This window comes from Variovorax sp. GW821-FHT10D07, from assembly GCF_059415325.1.
The window spans coordinates 348,270-366,539 of the sequence record NZ_JBWKMZ010000004.1 but is presented as its reverse complement, the minus strand read 5'-3'; the positions used below and the strand labels follow the sequence as shown (position 1 = coordinate 366,539).

Below are 18,270 nucleotides of genomic sequence, written 5' to 3'. Positions count from 1 at the left end.
CCATGACCCTGCGACTGCGCGCGGCCCTGGCCGCGCTGACCCTCTCCGCCGTGAACACCTCCCTCCACGCCCAGGCACCCGCCGCGCCCGCGGCCCTGCCCGATCCCGCGGCCACCTCCGTCGACGCGCTCGGCTGGATGCGCGGCTTTCCGCCGCCGCCCGACAAGCAGATCACCTTCGAGAACCCCGCGGGCAACGCCTTCCCGCGCAACCGCTGGACCTTCTCGCACGTGCGCGAGGTCGTGCCCACCGCCAACGTGTGGCGCGGCAGCGGCGCCGCGAGCCCGCTGCCGGCCGCCACGGGCGTGACGCCCGAGCAGATCGAGGGCATCCGCTTCAAGTCGCTGTCGGGCGAGGACAGCACGGTCGCCCAGATGATCGCCAACACCTACACCGACGGCATCCTGGTGCTGCACCGCGGCCAGGTGGTGTACGAGAAGTACTTCGGCGCGCTCACGCCCGAGCGGCCGCACCTCGCGATGTCGGTCACCAAGTCCTTCGTCGGCACGCTCGCGGCCATCCTCGCCGACGAGGGCAAGCTCGACCCCGCGGCGCCCGTGACCAAATACGTGCCCGAGCTCAAGGACAGCGCCTACGGCGACGCCACCGTGCGCCAGGTGATGGACATGACCATCGGCGTGCGCTACTCCGAGAACTACGCCGATCCCAAGGCCGAGATCTGGGACTACTCGCGCGCCGGCGGCTTCATCCCGCGCGCGCCCGGCTACAGCGGCCCGAAGACCTTCTACGAGTTCCTCGCGCTGCAGAAGAAGGAAGGCGCGCACGACGAGGCCTTCGGCTACAAGACCATCAATGCCGAGGCGCTGGCCTGGATCCTGCGTCGCGCCAGCAACCAGTCGCTGGCCGAGCTGTTGAGCGAGAAGATCTGGCGCCGCATCGGCGCCGAGCAGGACGCCTACTTCATGGTCGACAGCATCGGCACCGAGTCGGGCGGCGGCGGCCTCAACACCACGCTGCGCGACCTCGCGCGCTTCGGCGAAACCCTGCGCAACGGCGGCCGCGCGCCCAACGGGCAGCAGGTGTTCCCGAAGGCGGTGGTCGACGATATCCGCCGCGGCGGCGACACCGCCAAGTTCGCGAAGGCCGGCTACGGCCTGCTGCCGGGCTGGTCGTACCGCAACATGTGGTGGGTGTCGAACAACGCGCACGGCGCCTACATGGCGCGCGGCATCCACGGCCAGAGCATCTACGTGGATCCGGCGGCGCAGATGGTGATCGTGCGCTATGCGGCGCATCCGGTGGCGGCGAACGCGGGCAACGATCCGCTGACGCTGCCGGGCTTCGCCGCGGTGGCCGATGCGCTGATGAAGCGCCCCTGAGTTTTCCTGCCCTCTCCCGCCGGGAGAGGGCACCAGAAAACCCTGTCGCACAAAATACTTTGCACACAATTTAATTGAGTGCCATAATTCGGCCCATGCCTTCCCTCACGCAAGACGAACTCCTGAAGCTGGACAACCAGCTCTGCTTCGCCATGTACTCCGCCTCGCTGGCCATGACCCGCCTGTACAAGCCCCTGCTCGACAAGCTCGGTCTCACCTACCCGCAGTACCTGGTGATGCTCGCCCTGTGGGAAAAAGACGGCCCCATGGTCTCCGAACTCGGCGAGCGCGTCTCGCTCGACTCGGGCACGCTCACCCCGCTGCTCAAGCGCCTCGAGGCCAACGGCTTCGTGGCCCGCGTGCGCGACGTGGCCGACGAGCGCCGCGTGCACATCACGCTCACGGCCGCGGGCCGCCGCCTCAAGGCGCGCGCGGGCCATGTGCCCGAATGCCTGCTCGCGGCCTCCGAATGCTCGGTGCCCGAGCTCGTGGACCTCACCCACCAGATTCAAGCGCTGCGCGACCGCATCCGCAAGGCCGCCTGAGCAAGCAAGCCATTTCAATCACTACAACAGGTTTCTCCCGCCGCGTGCCATTCCGGACCACGACGGCTTTCTTCAACCACCGTTCCACTTCGACCAAGGAAACATCACCATGACCACCAAGCTCGACAAAGTGCTCTACACCGCCCAGGCCCACACCACGGGCGGCCGCGACGGCGCCGGCAAATCCAGCGACGGCGCGATCGACGTCCAGCTGAGCTCGCCCGGTTCAGGCAAGCCCGGCACCAACCCCGAGCAGCTGTTCGCGGTCGGCTACGCCGCCTGCTTCATCGGCGCGATGAAGGCCGTGGGCCCGAAGATCGGCGTCAAGGTGCCGGACGACGTGGCGATCGACTCCAGCGTCTCCCTCGGCCCGACGAATGGCGGCGCCGCCTACGGCATCGCGGTCAAGCTCGCGATCACGCTGCCCGGCCTCGACGCCGAACAGAAGCAGAAGCTGGTCGACACGGCCCACCAGGTCTGCCCGTACTCGAACGCCACGCGCGGCAACATCGACGTCGAACTGACGATCGCCTGAGCCCCCGCGCTCCACGACGAAGCCCCGCGCCGCGGGGCTTTTTTGCGTGCGCGCGCTTGTCCCGCGTGCGACGCGCGCGACGCCGGCGCGATGGCGCCTTTCACGAAGCTTGGCTAACGTGGCGTGCACTCACCGGTGCGTCGCGACGCACCCCTTGCCACCCCAGCGGCCGGAACGCCGCGCAGCCACGGAGCTTCGACACGCCATGAGCACCACCCTCAGCCTGCAGATCCGCAAGAGCCAACTGGGCGACACCCGCCTCGACGACAGCACCGACACGCCACTGGCCGACGGCCAGGTGCGCGTGCGCATCGACAGCTTCGCGCTGACCTCGAACAACATCACCTATGCCGCCTTCGGCGACGCCATGAGCTACTGGCGCTTCTTCCCCACCGGCGACGAGGCCTGGGGCAACATCCCCGTGTGGGGCTTCGCGAGCGTGGTGCAGTCGCTGCATCCGGGCGTGGCCGTGGGCGAACGCCTCTACGGCTACTGGCCCATGGCCACCGGCGCGGTGCTGAGCCCGACGCGGCTGTCGCCCGAGCGCTTCGCCGACGGTGCCGCGCACCGCGCCGAGCTGCCGGTGGTCTACAACCAGTACTTCCGCTGCAATGCCGACCCGCTCTACACCGCCGACAGCGAGGACACGCAGGCGCTGCTGCGCCCGCTGTTCATCACCTCCTGGCTGATCGACGACTTCATGGCCGACAACGACTTCTTCGGCGCGCGCACCATGCTGCTGTCGAGCGCCTCGAGCAAGACGGCCTACGGCACCGCGTTCCAGCTGCACCAGCGCGAAGGCATCGAGGTGGTCGGCCTGACCTCGGCCGGCAACGTCGGCTACTGCGAGAGCCTGGGCTGTTACCACCGCGTGCTGCGCTACGACGCGCTCGACGAATTGCCCGCCGACACGCCCTGCGTCTACATCGACTTCGCGGGCAACGGCGCCCTGCGCGAGGCGATCCATGCGCGCTTCACCGGCCTGCGCTACAGCTGCGCGATCGGCGGCACGCATGTCGACGAACTGGCCTCCAAGGGCGCCACCCGCGAGCTCGCGGGCCCGCGCGCCACGCTGTTCTTCGCGCCCGCGCAGATCAAGAAGCGCACCGCCGAATGGAGCGCCGAGGAATTCAGCCGCCGCATGGTGGCGGCCTGGCAGGCCTTCACCGCGCGCGCGACCGATGCCGCCAGCCCCTGGCTGCGCGCCGAACACCACCGCGGCGGCGCGGCCGCGCAGGCGGCCTATGCCCAGGTGCTGGCCGGCAAGGGCGATCCGCGCACCGGCCACATCCTGTCGCTGCACGCGCACCCCGGCGGCCTCTGAAAAGCGCGCGGGGTGCGGGCGACGACAATCGCCGCATGATTCCCGATTCCCCCGCGGCGCCCGCCGGCCACCCTGCCCATCCCTACGAGAGCCTCACGCCCGACGTGGTGCTCGACGCGCTCGCGGGCCTCGGCCTGCACGGCGACGGCCGGCTCACCGGGCTCAACTCCTACGAGAACCGGGTCTACCAGGTGCACCTCGAGGACCCGCAGCCGCACCCGGCCGTGGTGGTCAAGTTCTACCGGCCCGGCCGCTGGAGCGAGGCCGAGATCCTCGAGGAACATGCCTTCTCGCTCGAACTCGCCGCGGCCGAGGTCCCCGCCGTGCCGCCGCTGGCCTTCGGCGGCGCCACCTTGCACCGCCATGCCGGCTTCGCCTTCAGCGTGAGCCCCTACCGCGGCGGCCGCGCGCCCGAGCTCGACGACTTCGAGGTGCTCGAATGGGTCGGGCGCTTTCTCGCGCGCATCCACACCGTGGGCGCCGCGCGCCCCTTCGAGGCGCGGCCCGCGCTCGACCTGCAGAACTTCGGCACCGCCTCGCGCGACTGGTTGCTGGCGAACGACAAGCTGCCGCTCGACGTGCAGCGCGACTGGGCGAAGGCCTGCAACGAGGCGCTCGAGATGATCGCCGCGACCCCACTTTCAGGCTCGGCCGCCGCCGGCGACGGCCCGCGCAAGCTGCGGCTGCATGGCGACGTGCACCCCGGCAACATCCTCTGGACCCCGACCGACCGCCCCCACGGCGGCCCGCACTTCGTCGACCTCGACGACGCGCGCACCGGCTTCGCGGTGCAGGACCTGTGGATGCTGCTGTCGGGCGAGCGCGCCCAGCGCACCGCGCAGCTCTCGGGCCTGCTCGACGGCTACGAGCAGTTCCGCGAATTCGACCGCCGCGAGCTCGCGCTGATCGAGCCGCTGCGCACGCTGCGCCTGATCCACTACAGCGCCTGGCTCGCGCGGCGCTGGGAAGACCCGATCTTCCCGATCAACTTTCCCTGGTTCGGCAGCAGCGACTACTGGAAGGGCCAGGTCCAGATGCTGCAGGACCAGTGCGAGGCGATGGCCGAGGACCCGATCTACGCCTGAACGGCCGGCGCCGACAGCCGGCGGATCTCCTCGCGCACGATCTCGCGGTGGTGGTGCGAGGGCGAGAGGCCGATGAACTGCGTGTACTTCTCGAGCGCGGCCGCCACGTTGCCCGCGTCCTCGAGGTCCAGCGCCTCGAGCATCAGCTGGGTGAACAGCCGGTTGGCGTCGGCCTCGCGGCGCGAGGCCACGAGCGTGCGCGGCTGCAGCTCGGGCTGCTCGGCATAGATCCGGCGCTGCACCTCGATCAGCTCGACCATCGCGCGGCCGATGCGGTGCACCTGCTCGGTGGCCGGCTCGAGGCCGCAGGCCCGCACATCGGCCGCGGCCTGGTCGAGCAGGTGCGAGGCCACGCGCAGCAGCCGGTTCAACGATTTGAGGCTCATGGCAGCACCGCCCCGGCCGTGCCCGCGGGCCCGGCCTTGCACGCACGCGCCGCCATCAGGACGCCAGCTCCGCGCCGTCGAGCTGCCGCTTGAGCGCGAGCTGCGTCTCGCGCTCGGCGATCGCGAGGCGCTTGGCCGCCTGCTCGCCATGGGTCTTCACCGAGAAGGCCTTGCTGACGGTGCCGCGCCCGGCGATGAAGGTGATCGCCATCCAGTAGCCCGGATGGTCGGGCCGCGGCGACTTGAACTGCACGCCGCTGGTGCCGCTCGAGTTGTTGCGGCGCACGATCTCCGCGCGCGAGAGCCGCGGCGTGCGCGTGCGCGGCGCGGCATCGGTCTCGCGGCGGATCGCCTCCTCGGCCGGGTGCACGTGCGCCAGGCCGGTCATCTGCGCGAGCTGGCGCGCGCGCTCGGCCAGCGCCGCCGCGTGGGCCGCGCGATCGGCGCCGTCGACCGAGAAATAGGTCTGCAGGATCTGGTCCTCGGCGATGTAGGTCTTGGCGAGCCAGGCGCGCACGCGGCCGTCGGGCGCGACGCGGCTGTAGACGCCGGGCGCACCGGTGCTGTTGTTGGCGCGCGGCTGCTCGGCGCGCGCGCGGCGCGCGATCGGCGGGTGCTGCCGCACGATGGCGTCGCGCCAGTCCTGCGCATGCAGCAACGCCTGTTCGGCGCCACCGTAGCTCGCCCGGCCGAACTGCCGGTAGTGGCGGGTTCCGTTGCGCATGACGGAGACCTCGTAGCCCCAGGGCCGGGTGAAGATGCCGTACATGGCGGCGGAATTGGGGATACCTTTGGGCATGCTGGCGTCGACACGGCCGTGTCGTTGATCTGAACCCCCTGGCGACACCCCTTTTGCATGCTCTTGAAGGCCCGGGCCACGGCGAGGTTGACGGGAATACTAAAGCCTTCGCAAGGCCTTGGGCATCACCGGTTCCGGTAGCCCGGCGCGGTGCGGGGTCGATGCCCCGCATGGTCACGGCCCTGCCACGAAGACGGTGCAGAACGGCGTGCGCGTTCAGCGCTTCGCGCTCTCGCGCAGGCTCTTCGCGAGCCCGTCGAGCAGCCGCTGCACCAGCATGTTCGGCGGCCCCGCGCGCCACACGCCGTAGGCCTCCGACGGCGTGACCTCGCGATCGAGCGGACGGAACACCGCGCCGCTGAGCGCCGAGTGCCGCATCGCCTGCGGCACCAGCGCCACGCCCATGCCCTGCGACACCAGCGAGACCACCGCGAGCCAGTGCCGCACCTCGTGCCGCACCTCGGGATGGAAGCCCGCGTCGGCGCAGATCGAGAGGATGCGCTCGTGGTAGTCGGGCGAGGCCTCGCGCGAGAACAGCACGAAGGGTTCGCCGCGGAGCTCGGCCGGCGCGAGCGCGCGCCGCCGCGCCAGCGCATGGCCCGCGGGCAGGCAGCAGACGAAGGGCTCGGTCAGCAGCAGCCGGTGCTGCAGCTCGGGCGGCATGCGCGCGGTGTGGACGAAGCCGAGGTCGAGCCGGTCGTGCATCAGCTCGGTGATCTGCACGCCCGAGTTGAGTTCGGCCAGCGTGATGCGCACCGCCGGATGCTTGGCCTGGAACGCGCGCAGCGCCTGCGGCAGGCCGCGGTAGAGCATCGCGCCGACGAAGCCGATGCGCAGCCGCCCGGCCGAGCCCTGCGCGATGTCGCGCGCCTCGAGCGCGGCCTCCTCGGCCTGCTGCAGCAGCCGGCGCGCCGACACGCGCAGCGCGTCGCCCGCGGGCGTGAGCCGCACCTCCTTGCTGTTGCGCTCGAACAGGCGCGCGCCCACCGTGTCCTCGAGCTGGCGGATCGCCACCGACAGCGGCGGCTGCGAGATCGAGAGCCGGCGTGCCGCGCGCCCGAAGTGCAGCTCTTCGGCGAGCACGGAGAAATAGCGCAGGTGACGCAGTTCCATGAATAGGCAAATCGAATCGAGCAAGACCCAAACGATATTAGACACGGATCGTCACGGCTTGAACAATGGCGCGAATCCAGGAGACAAGCCATGCCCGAGACGCCCGCCGCGCCTGCAGCGCCCGCCGTTCACCCCATTCCCGACCGCCACGGCCAGAACCTCTACAGCGTCGACACCGAGCTGCAGTCGCTGCTCGCGCTCTACCTGCCCGAGGACCTGCTGCGCCACCTGCGGCCGCACTTCGAGCGCCTCGGCGGCCTCGCGGGCGGCAGGCTCGACGAGCTGGCCGGCACCGCCGACCGCAACCCGCCCACCTTGAAGCAGCGCACGCGCACCGGGCTCGACGAGCAGCAGGTGATCAAGCATCCGGCCTACGTCGAGATGGAGCGCCTCGCGCTCAGCGAATTCGGGCTGGCCGCGATCTCGCACCGCGACGAGACGCTGGGCTGGAAAGGCCGCATGCCGCCGCTCGTGAAATACGCGCTGACCTACCTGTTCGTGCAGGCCGAGTTCGGCCTGTGCTGCCCGGTCTCGATGACCGATTCGCTCACGCGCACGCTCAAGAAGTTCGGCGCGCCCGCGCTGGTGCAGAAGTACCTGCCGCGCCTGACCTCGCTCGACTTCGACGAACTCGCGCAGGGCGCGATGTTCATGACCGAGCAGGCCGCGGGCTCCGACATCGCCGCCACCGCCACGCTGGCGCGGCGCGAGGCCGACGGCAGCTGGCGCCTCACGGGCGACAAGTGGTTCTGCTCGAACCCCGACGCCGATTTCGCGATGGTGCTCGCGCGCGCCGAGGACGGCGTGGCCGGCATGAAGGGCGTGTCGCTGTTCCTGCTGCCGCGCCGGCTCGACGACGGCCGCCTCAACCACTACCGGATCATCCGGCTCAAGGACAAGCTCGGCACGCGCTCGATGGCCAGCGGCGAGATCCGGCTCGAGGGCGCGCTCGCCTTCCTGGTCGGCGAGGAGGGCCGCGGCTTCGTGCAGATGGCCGACATGGTCAACAACTCGCGGCTGTCGAACGGCGTGCGTGCCGCCGGCCTGATGCGCCGCGCGGTGGCCGAGGCCGAGTACATCGCCGCCGAGCGCCAGGCCTTCGGCCGCACGCTCGACCAGATGCCGCTGATGCAGCGCCAGCTCGACAAGCTGCGCGTGCCCGCCGAGCAGGCGCGCACCATGGTCTGCCAGACCGCGCTGGCGCTGGCGCGCTCCGACGCCGGCGAAGCCGAGGCCTACGCGCTGCTGCGCATCCTCACGCCGCTCATCAAGTTCCGCGCCTGCCGCGATGCGCGCAAGGTCACGGGCGATGCGATGGAGGTGCGCGGCGGCTGCGGCTACATCGAGGAATGGAGCGATCCGCGGCTGGTGCGCGATGCCCACCTGGGCTCGATCTGGGAGGGCACCAGCAACATCGTCGCGCTCGACGTGATCCGCGCCGTCAAGCGCGAGGGCTCGCTGCCGGTGCTGCGCGCCCATTGCGAAAAGCTGATCGCCGAAGCCGAACCGGCCCCGGCCTTCGCCCAGGCGCTGCGCGATGCGCTGGCGCGCGCCGCCGCGCTGGCCGAGACGGCCGCGCGCGAAGGCGGCGACGTGCTCGCGCGCCAGGCCGCCTCGGCGCTCTACCACTGCACCAGCGCGAGCGCGATGGCCTGGGAGGCCGCGCGCACCGGCTCGGCCGCGCGGCTGCGCTGGTCGCAGCTCGCGCTGCTGCACCGCGTGCTGCCGCGCGATCCGCTCGCGCCCGATGCGCTGCCCGCCGGCTGGGCCACGGCCTGAGCCCCGTCCCCCGGACACCCGAACAAAGAACGGAGACCTCCTCTTGAAACACCTCGCTTCCCTCCTCGCGCTGGCCACCGCCTGCGCCGGCCTGCTGGCCGCGGCCCCCGCCGCGCAGGCCGACACCGCCTTCCCTTCCAAGCCGATGACGCTGGTCGTGCCCTTCCCGCCCGGCGGTCCCACCGATGCGATGGCGCGCACGCTCGCGGCCGAGATGAAGGACCGCATGGGCCAGCCGATGATCGTGGAGAACCGCGCCGGCGCGGGCGGCAACATCGGCGCCGAGTACGTAGCGCGCGCCGAGGCCGACGGCCATGTGCTGCTGTTCGGCACCTCGGGCCCGCTCGCGATCAACGCCAGCCTCTACCGCAAGATCAACTACGACCCGGTGAAGAGCTTCGCGCCCGTGATCCAGGTCGGCTATCTGCCGAACATCCTGGTGGTGAATCCCGCGCTGCCGGTGAAGACCGTGCCCGAGCTCGTCGCCTACGCCAAGGCCAACCCCGGCAAGCTCAGCTATGCCTCCTCGGGCAACGGTGCCTCCTCGCACCTCGCGGGCGTGCTGTTCAACTCGATCGCCGGCACCGACTTCCAGCACATCCCCTACAAGGGCACCGGCCCCGCGCTCAACGACCTGCTGGGCGGCCAGGTCAGCATGACCTTCACCGACATCCTCACCGCGCTGCCCTACGTCAAGGCCGGCAAGCTGCGCGCGCTGGGCGTGGCCACCCTCGCGCGCTCGCAGGCGCTGCCCGAGGTGCCGACGATCTCGGAGCAGGGCTACAAGGGCTACGACGTGAGCGTGTTCTTCGGCATCGTCGCGCCCGCGGGCACGCCGGCCGATCGCGTGGCGAAGCTCAACCATGCCTTCGCCGAAGTGCTGAGCTCGCCCAAGGTCAAGCAGATGTTCGCGGCCCAGGGCCTCGAGGCCAGCGCCGACACCTCGCCGCCGAAGCTCGGCCAGTTCATCGCGAGCGAGTCGGCGAAGTGGAAGGACGTGGTCAAGAAGTCGGGGGCGCAGCTCGATTGATGCTGGCATCCGGGGCGCGATCACGCCGACGGGGGACATTCGCGGAGGGGAGTACCCGATGTCCTTCGCACGCGCCCCGAACGACAAGACAACAGGAACAACAAATGACTCAAGGCGCACTCGCGGGCATCCGCGTGCTCGACATCTCCCGCATCCTCGGCGGCCCCTACTGCGGCCAGATCCTCGGCGACCATGGTGCCGACGTGCTCAAGATCGAGCCGCCGCAGGGCGACGACACGCGCACCTGGGGTCCGCCGTTCAAGGATGGCGTGGCTTCCTACTACCACGGCCTCAACCGCAACAAGCGCGTGCAGCACCTCGACTTCTCGACCGAGGAAGGCCGCGCCGCCCTGCTCGCGCTGGTGGCCGAGGCCGACGTGCTGATCGAGAACTTCAAGACCGGCACCATGGAACGCTGGGGCATCGGCTACGAGACCCTGTCGCAGCGCTTTCCGCGCCTGGTCTGGTGCCGCGTCTCGGGCTTCGGCGCCGACGGCCCGCTCGGTGCGCTGCCCGGCTACGACGCCGCCGTGCAGGCCATGACCGGCATCATGAGCGTCAACGGCGAGGCCGAGGGCGGGCCGCTGCGCGTGGGCCTGCCCGTGGTCGACATGGTGACCGGCCTCAATGCCGTCATCGGCGTGCTGCTCGCGCTGCAGGAACGCCAGCGCAGCGGACGCGGCCAGTTCGTCGAGGCCGCGCTCTACGACAGCGGCATCTCGCTCTTGCATCCACACGCCGCCAACTGGTTCATGGACGGCAGCGCGCCGCGCCGCACCGGCAACGCCCATCCCAACATCTATCCCTACGACGCCCTCGCCACCGGCACCGACCCCGTATTCGTCGCCGTCGGCAACGACCGCCAGTTCGCGAGCCTGTGCGGCTGCATCGGCCTGCCCGCGCTGGCCACCGATCCGCGCTTCGCCACCGCGGGTGCGCGCTCGGTGAACCGCGACGCGCTCAAGCAGCAGCTAGAGACCGCCATGGCCGCCTTCGACGGCCGCGTGCTGGTCGAGCAGCTCATGGCCGCGGGCGTGCCGGCCGCGCCCGTGCTGCCCGTGGCCGCCGCGCTCGAGCATCCGCACACGGCGCACCGCGGCATGGTGGTCGAACTGGAAGGTGGCTATCGCGGCATCGGCGCGCCCGTGAAGCTGGGCCGCACGCCCGCGAGCTACCGGCATGCGCCGCTGACGCCGGGCGATGCCTTCCTGCCGCGCGCGGACGACGAGGCGACCTCAACCGCGGCGCACTGAGCGCCCGCGGCCGATGCCGTAGCAGGCGATGCCGGCCGCCTCGACCTCGGCCGGGTCGTAGAGATTGCGCCCATCGAACACGGCACGCGCCGACAGCCGCACGGCCATGCGCGCGAAATCGGGCCGGCGGTAGGCCGCCCATTCGGTGACGAGCACGAGCGCATCGGCACCATCGAGCGCGGCCTCGGGCGCATCGCACCAGGCGATGCCTTCGCGCTCGCCGAGCAGCGCACGCGCATTCGGCATCGCGGCCGGATCGTGCAGCCGCAGGCGCGCGCCGGCGGCCAGCAGCCGCTCGATCAGCACCAGGCTCGGTGCATCGCGCATGTCGTCGGTGTCGGGCTTGAAGGCCAGGCCCCACACGGCCAGCGTGCGCCCCGCGAGCGTGGCGCCGAAATGGCCGGCGACGAGTTCGAAGAGCCGCGACTTCTGCGCCTCGTTCACCGCCGCCACCGCGGGCAGCAGCCGCAGCGCGGCGCCCTCGCCCCCATGCTGCAGCGCGCGCAGGTCCTTCGCGAGGCAGGAGCCGCCATAGCCCGCGCCGGCCTGCAGGAAGGCCGGACCGATGCGCGCATCGGCGCCGATCGCGCGGCGTACGCTCTCGATGTCGGCGCCCGCCTGCTCGGCCACGCGCGCCATCTCGTTCATGAAGCTGATGCGGGTAGCGAGCATCGCGTTGGCGGCGTACTTCGCGAGCTCGGCCGAGCGGCGGTCCATCACCAGCCACTGGCGCGCGGGGTCGCGCACGAAAGGCCCATAGAGCTCGGCCAGCAGCGCGATCGCGTCGGCATCTGTAGCCCCGACCACGATGCGGTCGGGCGCGCGGCTGTCGCGCACCGCCGAGCCTTCGCGCAGGAACTCGGGGTTGACCGCCACCGCGATCCGGTGCGTGGCACCGCGTCGCGCCAGCGCGTCCTGCACCACCGCCTCGACCCGGTCGGCCGTGCCCGCCGGCAAGGTCGACTTGCAGACCAGCAGGCCGTCGCGGTCGCGGTGGTGCCCCACGGCGCGCGCCACCTCGAACACCGCCTCGAGGTCGACCACGCCCTCGGCATCGGCCGGCGCATTCACCACGATGAAGAGGATGTCGCCATGCCGCGCGGCCTCGCCGGCATCGTCCGTGAAGCGCAGCCGGCCGGCCGCCGTCTCCTGCGCCACCAGCGCGCCGAGCCCCGGTTCGTGCAGCGGCATGCGGCCCGCGCGCAGGCCCGCGATGCGCGGCGCGTCGGTGTCGGCGCACAGCACCGCGTGCCCGGCCTCGGCCATGCAGGCCGCGAAGCTCAGGCCCACGTAGCCCGCGCCGAAGACCGCGAGCTTCAAGACAGCGGCCCCGCGGCGGGCCGCGCCCATGCGCGATGGCACTGGCAACCGCGAGGGTTGTGCGATAAAAGCGGCATGCATGCCTTCCCAACGACGTCCGGACAGGAAAAATCGATGATGCCCGATCAAGTGGCGGCGCGCACCGCGCTGGTCCTCGAGACCAACAACCTGCGCGGCGGCGCCGATGCGCAGGCCAGGACCGCCGCCAGCCTGCAGCGGCTGATCGCGCTGCTCGCGCGCCAGAAGCAGCCGCTGTCCACGCTGGCCCAGGTGGTCATCACGCACGACGGCCTCGATGCCGCCACCTGCGAGGAAGTGCAACGCCTGGCCGGACGGCCCGTCGACTTCGTGCGCATCGACGCCAGCACCGGCTACTACGACGCCAAGAACACCGGCTTCGCGGCCACCGATGCGGCGCGCTGCGACTGGGTGGTGTTCGCCGATGCCGACTGCCTGCCCGACGAAGACTGGCTGCGCGAGCTGCTCGCGCCCTTCGCGCGCGCCGACGCGCCGGCCGTGGTGGCGGGCCGCACCAGCTACGCGGCCAACGTGGTGGGCACCGCGCTCACCACCATCGACTTCATGTACTTCCCGAACGAGCACGCGGGCGCGACGAGCAACTTCTACGCGAACAACGTGGCGTTCCGGCGCGAGGTCTTCGACACCCACAGCTACCAGGCGCTCGAGGGCGTGTACCGCGCCCACTGCCAGGTGCTCGGCATGCGGCTGCGCGCGGCCGACATCCCGCTGCACTACGCGGCGCGCGCCCACACCGAGCACCGCCTGCCCGACACGCGGCGCGAGGCGCTCAAGCTGCGCTGGATGCGCGGGCAGGACACCTGTTCGCTCACGCCGCACCTGCTGCGCAGCTACGTGTCGCCGCGCTGGCAATGGCTCGCGAAGAGCGGTCCGATCGGTCCGCTGTGCGTGCTCGTCACGCGGCTGGGCTTCAGCCTGCGCGCGCTCAACCGGCAGGACTTGCCGCCGCTGCGCGGCGCGCGCTGGGCGCTCGGCGTGCTGCTGATCCTGGGCTTCTCGGCCGTCGACATGCTCGGTGCCTTCGCGCGCGGCATCGGCCTGCACACCACGGGCCCCGCGCATGCCGATGCGCAGGCGCTCTCCTACCACCGTCCCTGAGGCCCGCGACCATGGCACGCCTGCTCGTTCTCGCCGCCCTCGCGCTGCTCGCTCCCGGACTCGCGGCCTCGGCCGAGTTCTCGGGCCGCGGCGTCTTCGCCTTCGCCTCGGGCAGCGGCTGCCCCATCGCCGCCGGCACCAGCGAGAACTGCAACCGGCTCGCGCTCGACGACGAAGACACCCGCGCCACGCTCGACGAGGCCACGCACACGCTGCGCTTCGCCAATGGCCGCAGCTACGACGGCAAGCGCATCGTGGGCGACGTGGTGTTGCAGGGCTCGGGCCGCACGGCCGACGGCCAGCGCGTGCCGCTGAGCTTCCATGCGCTGCTGAGCCGCTCGGGCAACGACTGGTCGTTCAGCAGCCATGCGCATGCGCCGGTGCGCGGCGAGTTCTCCGAGATCCGCATCGATCCCTGGCAGCTCGTGGTCGGCGAGACCGGCGGCGAGCGCGTGCTGTTCAGCAGCGCGCAGGTCATGGAGGCGCTCGCCAAGCCGTCGCTGACGGCGCGCCTGGCCGACGAGCTGGTGCAGGTGCGCGACAACCGCGAGAGCGCCGCGCGCGACGCCGACATCACGGTCGGGCTCGGCGTGTCGAAGGCCGTCAAGTGGGTGGCGCGCACGCGCTTCGTCACGACGCGCAACCGGCCGCTGGCCGAGGCGATGCGCGAGGGCAACTGGTCGCTCGAGCTGCAGGCCCTGAGCGGACAGATTCCGCGCCAGGTGGTGCAGCGCGACCTGTTCCTCTACGGACTCGAATCGCAGGCCCTGCTGCAACCGCTGCTGCAGCGCGGCTTCCGCAAGAACGAGAAGCTCACGATCGGCACCACCGGCGGCAAGGGCTTCGTGCGCTACGACGGGCAGCAGCGCGAGTTCGCGGGCGCCGACGCCACGGCGCGCGGCTTCCTGCAGGGCAGCTTCCTGGGGCTGGTGCTCGGCTGGCAGCAACAGCAGTTGCAGCCCGTGGCGCTCGATGCGAAGGCCGGGCCGAATGGCCGCTGAGCTGTACGCGCGGGCCGAGGTCGACGCCGAGGCCCCGGGCTTCGAGAGCCTCGTGCCGCCGCGGCTGCGCGGCTGGCCCGCGCTGCAAGCCGCGCTGGTGCACCGCGTGAAGCGCGCCGCGCTGCGCCAGCTGCATGCCAGCCGCGCGGGCGAGGCATTGCTGCTGCGCCTCTACCTCGTGGGCGAGGAATCGTCGGAACAGGCGCTGCAGCGCGAACTGCGCGCCGCCGCGCCCGACTGGCTAGAACGCCAGCTCGACCAGCACCTGGCCGACGAGCAATTGCATGCGCGGCTGTTCGCCGAGGCCATCGCCGAACGCGGCGGCCGCGCACAAGCCGGCGCCCTCGATGGCGAGCAGCCGCGGCCCGACTGGTTCAGCCGGCGCAAGCTCGCGCGCTGGCAGGCGCTGATCCGCCGCCATGCGCCGCACTTCGCGCACGGCGGCCTGGTGCCGGCCTATGCGATCGGCCTCGCGGCCGAGCAGATGGCCTCGCGCATCCTCGAGCGCCACTGCGCGCTGATCGGGCCCGCGCATGCGCTGCATCCGCTGCTCGCGCGCGTGTGGGCCGACGAGCAGCGCCACGTGCGCCTGTGCAGCCACACGCTGCAGCGCTGCGTGGCGCCGCACGAGCGCGCGCGGCTCGCGCAACTGATGGACGAGGTGCGCGCCATCGAGCGCGGCTTCGGCATCACGGGCGCGCTCGGCATGTGGTGCGCGGGCGCGGCGCTGCGGCTGGTGCCGCACGTGGCTTGAGCGTCGGCTGAGCCATGCCGCGCATCCTCTACCTCGCGACCGCCGACGCGCGCGGCCACCTGATGCGCTCGCAGCTGCTCACGCACGCGCTGCGCGCGGCCGGCGCGCAGGTGCAGGTGCTGACCACCTCCGACGAGGGCGCGCTCTTCCTCGCGGGCTTCGGCATCGACGCGCCCGTGCTCTCGCGCCACTACGCGGTGCAGTTCGACGCGCGGCAGAACATGCTGCGGCGCGAGACCGACCGCAACGTGGCGCACTACGTGTTCCGGCCCGGCCGCATGCTGCGCGACATCGTGCGGCTGCACGGCCGGCTGCGCGAGGCCGACCTGGTGGTCAACGACTCCTTCCATCCCGCGCTGCTGTTCATGGGCGCGCTGCCGCCGTGGCGGCACAAGGTGGTGCACGTGTACGGCGCGAGCCTGCGGCGCGCGCTCGAAGGCAATTTCAGCGGCCGGCTGCCGGGCTGGACGGCACGCGCCTTCGGCCGCATCGTGGCCTGGCAGATCGGGCGCAGCCGCGCGCGCATCGCGCACGATTTCGCGCAGGAGGCACCGGCGCACGATGGCCGCGGCACGCACCGGCTCGCGACGCCGGTGGCGGTGGCCTCGAGCGAGGACGTTGCGGCCGTAGCCCCGCGGGCCGCGGTCTACCTCAACCCGCACTTCAAGGACACGGCGCTGGCCGACAGCCTCGAGCACGGCCTGGCCGCCGCGGGCCTGGGCGCGCATTGCGTGGGCGAAGGCTATGCCGGGCGTGCCGGCTGGCAGCCACAGGACGCGCACTGGATCGACACCGCGGCGCGCAGCGCCTTCATCGTCTCGGCCCCGGGCATGGCGGCGCTGTCGGTGGCCCAGGTCTACCGCAAGCCGATCCTGCTGCTGCAGACCGACCAGCCCGAACAGGCGAGCAATGCCGAACGCGCCGCGCAGCTCGGGCTGCGGCATCGCGTGGTGGTGTGGCGCGGCGACGCGGCCGCGTTCGCGCGCGACGTGACGGCCGCGGCGCGCGAGCTGGGCGCGAGCACCGAGGCCACGGCCGCGCAGGGCCGCGAGGCGGCGCTCGAACGGCTGCAGCCCTGGAGCCTGCTGCTGCTGCGCCTCGCGACGCAACCGGCCGCGGCCGGTGCCGACGCGGCCTATCCGGCCGCGCGCCTGGACTGAAGCACCACGCGCAGCATCCGGTCGAGCGCGCGCTCGGGCGCTGCCGTCGTGGTGTCGGGCTGCGGCAGCGCCGCGACATCGCCCGTGCCCGCCGGGCTCATCGACACGCGCAGCTTGCGCAAGGTGAAGCCCGAGCGCACGACCGGCTCGTCCACGCCCTCGGCCACCTCCGCATCGGCCGCCTCGCCCACGAAGAACTGCAGCACCAGGCACTTGCGCTGCGGCGAGGGCACGAGCTCGAACACCAGGCTGCGCCGCCACGCGCCCGAGGTGCGCTGGCCCGGCAGCATGGCGCCGTCGAGCAGCGCGACCACGCGCGTGCTCTGCGCCTCGCAGCGGTAGTCGATGCGCACGCGCAGCCGCTGCGCCGGCGCCTGGCCCGGGGCCTGCAGCGGATGCGCGAACACGGCCGCGGGCGGCAGCGGGATCACCAGGCAGGCCAGCGAGCCCTCGCTCCAGGTGTCGACGTCGTCGGGCGCCGACCAGCCATGGGCCAGCCAGGCCGTGGCCGGATTGCCGGTGCGAAAGGCGTAGTCACGGCCGAGCACGAGCTCGGGCAGCGCCTGCAGGCCCGGGTCGCGGTCGTCGAAGCCCCAGCGCGTGGAGAAGGCGCGCTCGATCGCATCCGCGGGCCATGCGCCGGCGCCGGCCGGCGGGGCCGTGGCCTCCTCGCCGGGCGCGCAGCAGGCGTCGAGCATGAAGTCCAGCGCGCCGAGCTCGGGCCCCACCGGCAGCCAGGGCGAGCAGGCCGCGGGCAGGCACTCGGGCGCATTGCGGTCGGCGCGGATCAGCGCGCGCACGGGCTGCAGGAAGTAGCGCGCCTCGGTCAGCACGCTCGAGGACAGCCCCGCGACGAAGCGCAGGTTCCCGGCCGACAGCAGCGCATAGGTGTTCTCGCGCGTCCAGGCGACGTTGGGAATGGCGCGCGCGATCGGCGCGAGGTCGTGCAGAGCGGGCTCGTAGGGATGGGGCTTCACGACCAGCAGGTCGACCTCCTGCGCCAGCGTGCGCAGCGCGCCGATCACGGCGGACGGATGCTGGCTGCGCCCGCCGCTCACCAGCGAGAGGTCGACCAGGCTCTGGCCGAAGAACAGGCCCACGCGCAGCCGCGGATCGAACAGCGCGCCCGCGCCGCGGCGCGCGAAACAGCCGCGGATGGCGGCCGCGTGGTTCCAGAACAGCTCCTCGTCGATGGCGCGCGCCTCGAGCGCGGCGCGGATGCGCGCGTCGTTGGTGCGCGCGCAAAAGTGCAGGTGCTCGGTGAAGCGGCGCGGGTCGATCTCGATGTCGAGGTAGCTCGCGCCGCTGCGGTCGATGCAGTGCTGCAGCGCCGGCGTCAGGCCCCAGCCGATCACCAGGCAGCCCGGGCCGAAGGCCGGCAGGCCCTCGAGCCCGCGCAGCGGCGCGAGGTCGGCGACGCAGGCGCGGGCCCAGCCGGCCGGCGTGGCCGGCAGGCCCAGCAGCGCCATCGCGCGCGCCACGTCGATCGTGCCGCCATGCGAGCGCGGCGCGATCTCGCGCATCGGCAGGCCGAGCCGGCCCAGCGCCGAGCCGAAGAAGCCCTGCAGGAAGCGCCGGTTGGCGGGGAAGTAGTGCAGCCCGTTGTCGGGCGAGCGGAAGAAGTCGTCGACGAAGAGGACCTGGTGGAACCGGCGTGCTGGCATGGCGATGGGCGGTCGGTGCCGGAGGCCCTGCGGGCCGCCTCGCCG

Annotated in this window: 17 protein-coding genes; 12 read left to right on the top strand and 5 right to left on the bottom strand. The window is 72.0% G+C overall.

Annotation, left to right across the window (positions count from 1 at the left end; all coding sequences use genetic code 11):
- The first annotated feature begins 2 nt into the window (after positions 1 to 2).
- The 5 genes from AC07PU_RS16135 to AC07PU_RS16115 all read left to right on the top strand — a co-directional run bounded on the left by AC07PU_RS16135 (position 3) and on the right by AC07PU_RS16115 (position 4,829).
- The gene (locus AC07PU_RS16135; RefSeq protein WP_495318766.1) at positions 3 to 1,340 is read left to right on the top strand and encodes a serine hydrolase domain-containing protein; all 1,338 of its coding nucleotides are present in this window, start codon (positions 3 to 5) and stop codon (positions 1,338 to 1,340) included.
- A gap of 95 nt (positions 1,341 to 1,435) precedes the next feature.
- Positions 1,436 to 1,885, top strand: a complete 450-nt coding sequence (locus AC07PU_RS16130; RefSeq protein WP_057595125.1) for a MarR family winged helix-turn-helix transcriptional regulator — start codon at positions 1,436 to 1,438, stop codon at positions 1,883 to 1,885.
- A 109-nt stretch (positions 1,886 to 1,994) separates the two neighbouring features.
- Complete coding sequence (locus AC07PU_RS16125; RefSeq protein WP_057595126.1) at positions 1,995 to 2,420, top strand: organic hydroperoxide resistance protein; 426 nt, start codon at positions 1,995 to 1,997, stop codon at positions 2,418 to 2,420.
- 205 nt (positions 2,421 to 2,625) lie between these two features.
- A complete protein-coding gene (locus AC07PU_RS16120; RefSeq protein ID WP_208510565.1) occupies positions 2,626 to 3,744 on the top strand; it encodes a DUF2855 family protein in 1,119 nt (372 codons plus the stop codon).
- A gap of 35 nt (positions 3,745 to 3,779) precedes the next feature.
- Entirely contained in the window at positions 3,780 to 4,829 is a 1,050-nt protein-coding gene (locus AC07PU_RS16115; protein WP_495318762.1) for a serine/threonine protein kinase, read from the top strand.
- On the opposite strand, the gene AC07PU_RS16110 is transcribed toward AC07PU_RS16115, so the two are convergent.
- From AC07PU_RS16110 to AC07PU_RS16100, 3 genes are all read right to left on the bottom strand, one after another.
- A complete protein-coding gene (locus AC07PU_RS16110; RefSeq protein ID WP_093355269.1) occupies positions 4,820 to 5,215 on the bottom strand; it encodes a hypothetical protein in 396 nt (131 codons plus the stop codon). The genes AC07PU_RS16115 and AC07PU_RS16110 overlap by 10 nt on opposite strands.
- Before the next feature lie 55 nt (positions 5,216 to 5,270).
- Positions 5,271 to 6,014: an AP2 domain-containing protein gene (locus tag AC07PU_RS16105; RefSeq protein ID WP_495318760.1), complete on the bottom strand. Its 744-nt coding sequence runs from the start codon at positions 6,012 to 6,014 to the stop codon at positions 5,271 to 5,273.
- Between the two features lie 216 nt (positions 6,015 to 6,230).
- Positions 6,231 to 7,127, bottom strand: a complete 897-nt coding sequence (locus tag AC07PU_RS16100) for a LysR family transcriptional regulator (RefSeq protein ID WP_093355264.1) — start codon at positions 7,125 to 7,127, stop codon at positions 6,231 to 6,233.
- A 90-nt stretch (positions 7,128 to 7,217) separates the two neighbouring features.
- Here AC07PU_RS16100 and AC07PU_RS16095 point away from each other — a divergent pair, with 90 nt between their 5' ends.
- From AC07PU_RS16095 to AC07PU_RS16085, 3 genes are all read left to right on the top strand, one after another.
- Positions 7,218 to 8,906: an acyl-CoA dehydrogenase family protein gene (locus AC07PU_RS16095; RefSeq protein WP_495318758.1), complete on the top strand. Its 1,689-nt coding sequence runs from the start codon at positions 7,218 to 7,220 to the stop codon at positions 8,904 to 8,906.
- 43 nt (positions 8,907 to 8,949) lie between these two features.
- A complete protein-coding gene (locus tag AC07PU_RS16090) occupies positions 8,950 to 9,936 on the top strand; it encodes a Bug family tripartite tricarboxylate transporter substrate binding protein (RefSeq protein ID WP_495318756.1) in 987 nt (328 codons plus the stop codon).
- A gap of 104 nt (positions 9,937 to 10,040) precedes the next feature.
- The gene (locus AC07PU_RS16085) at positions 10,041 to 11,189 is read left to right on the top strand and encodes a CaiB/BaiF CoA transferase family protein (RefSeq protein ID WP_495318754.1); all 1,149 of its coding nucleotides are present in this window, start codon (positions 10,041 to 10,043) and stop codon (positions 11,187 to 11,189) included.
- Here AC07PU_RS16085 and AC07PU_RS16080 read toward each other — a convergent pair.
- Positions 11,172 to 12,509: a UDP-glucose dehydrogenase family protein gene (locus AC07PU_RS16080; RefSeq protein WP_495318752.1), complete on the bottom strand. Its 1,338-nt coding sequence runs from the start codon at positions 12,507 to 12,509 to the stop codon at positions 11,172 to 11,174. The two genes, AC07PU_RS16085 and AC07PU_RS16080, sit on opposite strands and share 18 nt — an antisense overlap.
- A 114-nt stretch (positions 12,510 to 12,623) precedes the next feature.
- Between AC07PU_RS16080 and AC07PU_RS16075 the strand changes: the two genes are divergently transcribed.
- From AC07PU_RS16075 to AC07PU_RS16060, 4 genes are read left to right on the top strand one after another with little or no spacing between them, the layout of a single operon-like run.
- Positions 12,624 to 13,646, top strand: coding sequence for a glycosyltransferase family 2 protein (locus tag AC07PU_RS16075; RefSeq protein ID WP_495318750.1), 1,023 nt, complete (start codon positions 12,624 to 12,626; stop codon positions 13,644 to 13,646).
- Positions 13,647 to 13,657: 11 nt separating this feature from the next.
- Positions 13,658 to 14,647 carry a hypothetical protein gene (locus AC07PU_RS16070; RefSeq protein ID WP_495318748.1) on the top strand — a complete coding sequence of 330 codons (990 nt, stop codon included), beginning with the start codon at positions 13,658 to 13,660 and terminating at the stop codon, positions 14,645 to 14,647.
- Entirely contained in the window at positions 14,637 to 15,401 is a 765-nt protein-coding gene (locus AC07PU_RS16065; RefSeq protein ID WP_495318746.1) for a hypothetical protein, read from the top strand. Before AC07PU_RS16070 ends, AC07PU_RS16065 begins: the two co-directional genes overlap by 11 nt.
- A gap of 14 nt (positions 15,402 to 15,415) precedes the next feature.
- The gene (locus AC07PU_RS16060) at positions 15,416 to 16,561 is read left to right on the top strand and encodes a glycosyltransferase family protein (protein ID WP_495318745.1); all 1,146 of its coding nucleotides are present in this window, start codon (positions 15,416 to 15,418) and stop codon (positions 16,559 to 16,561) included.
- Here AC07PU_RS16060 and AC07PU_RS16055 read toward each other — a convergent pair.
- Positions 16,537 to 18,225, bottom strand: coding sequence for a hypothetical protein (locus tag AC07PU_RS16055; protein WP_495318743.1), 1,689 nt, complete (start codon positions 18,223 to 18,225; stop codon positions 16,537 to 16,539). The two genes, AC07PU_RS16060 and AC07PU_RS16055, sit on opposite strands and share 25 nt — an antisense overlap.
- Positions 18,226 to 18,270 lie beyond the last annotated feature (45 nt).

Coding starts and splice junctions, on each gene's coding strand:
- AC07PU_RS16135 (WP_495318766.1), top strand. CDS start 3: ATGACCCTGCGACTGCGCGCGGCCCTGGCCGCGCTGACCCTCTCCGCC.
- AC07PU_RS16130 (WP_057595125.1), top strand. CDS start 1,436: ATGCCTTCCCTCACGCAAGACGAACTCCTGAAGCTGGACAACCAGCTC.
- AC07PU_RS16125 (WP_057595126.1), top strand. CDS start 1,995: ATGACCACCAAGCTCGACAAAGTGCTCTACACCGCCCAGGCCCACACC.
- AC07PU_RS16120 (WP_208510565.1), top strand. CDS start 2,626: ATGAGCACCACCCTCAGCCTGCAGATCCGCAAGAGCCAACTGGGCGAC.
- AC07PU_RS16115 (WP_495318762.1), top strand. CDS start 3,780: ATGATTCCCGATTCCCCCGCGGCGCCCGCCGGCCACCCTGCCCATCCC.
- AC07PU_RS16110 (WP_093355269.1), bottom strand. CDS start 5,215: ATGAGCCTCAAATCGTTGAACCGGCTGCTGCGCGTGGCCTCGCACCTG.
- AC07PU_RS16105 (WP_495318760.1), bottom strand. CDS start 6,014: ATGCCCAAAGGTATCCCCAATTCCGCCGCCATGTACGGCATCTTCACC.
- AC07PU_RS16100 (WP_093355264.1), bottom strand. CDS start 7,127: ATGGAACTGCGTCACCTGCGCTATTTCTCCGTGCTCGCCGAAGAGCTG.
- AC07PU_RS16095 (WP_495318758.1), top strand. CDS start 7,218: ATGCCCGAGACGCCCGCCGCGCCTGCAGCGCCCGCCGTTCACCCCATT.
- AC07PU_RS16085 (WP_495318754.1), top strand. CDS start 10,041: ATGACTCAAGGCGCACTCGCGGGCATCCGCGTGCTCGACATCTCCCGC.
- AC07PU_RS16075 (WP_495318750.1), top strand. CDS start 12,624: ATGATGCCCGATCAAGTGGCGGCGCGCACCGCGCTGGTCCTCGAGACC.
- AC07PU_RS16070 (WP_495318748.1), top strand. CDS start 13,658: ATGGCACGCCTGCTCGTTCTCGCCGCCCTCGCGCTGCTCGCTCCCGGA.
- AC07PU_RS16065 (WP_495318746.1), top strand. CDS start 14,637: ATGGCCGCTGAGCTGTACGCGCGGGCCGAGGTCGACGCCGAGGCCCCG.
- AC07PU_RS16060 (WP_495318745.1), top strand. CDS start 15,416: ATGCCGCGCATCCTCTACCTCGCGACCGCCGACGCGCGCGGCCACCTG.
- AC07PU_RS16055 (WP_495318743.1), bottom strand. CDS start 18,225: ATGCCAGCACGCCGGTTCCACCAGGTCCTCTTCGTCGACGACTTCTTC.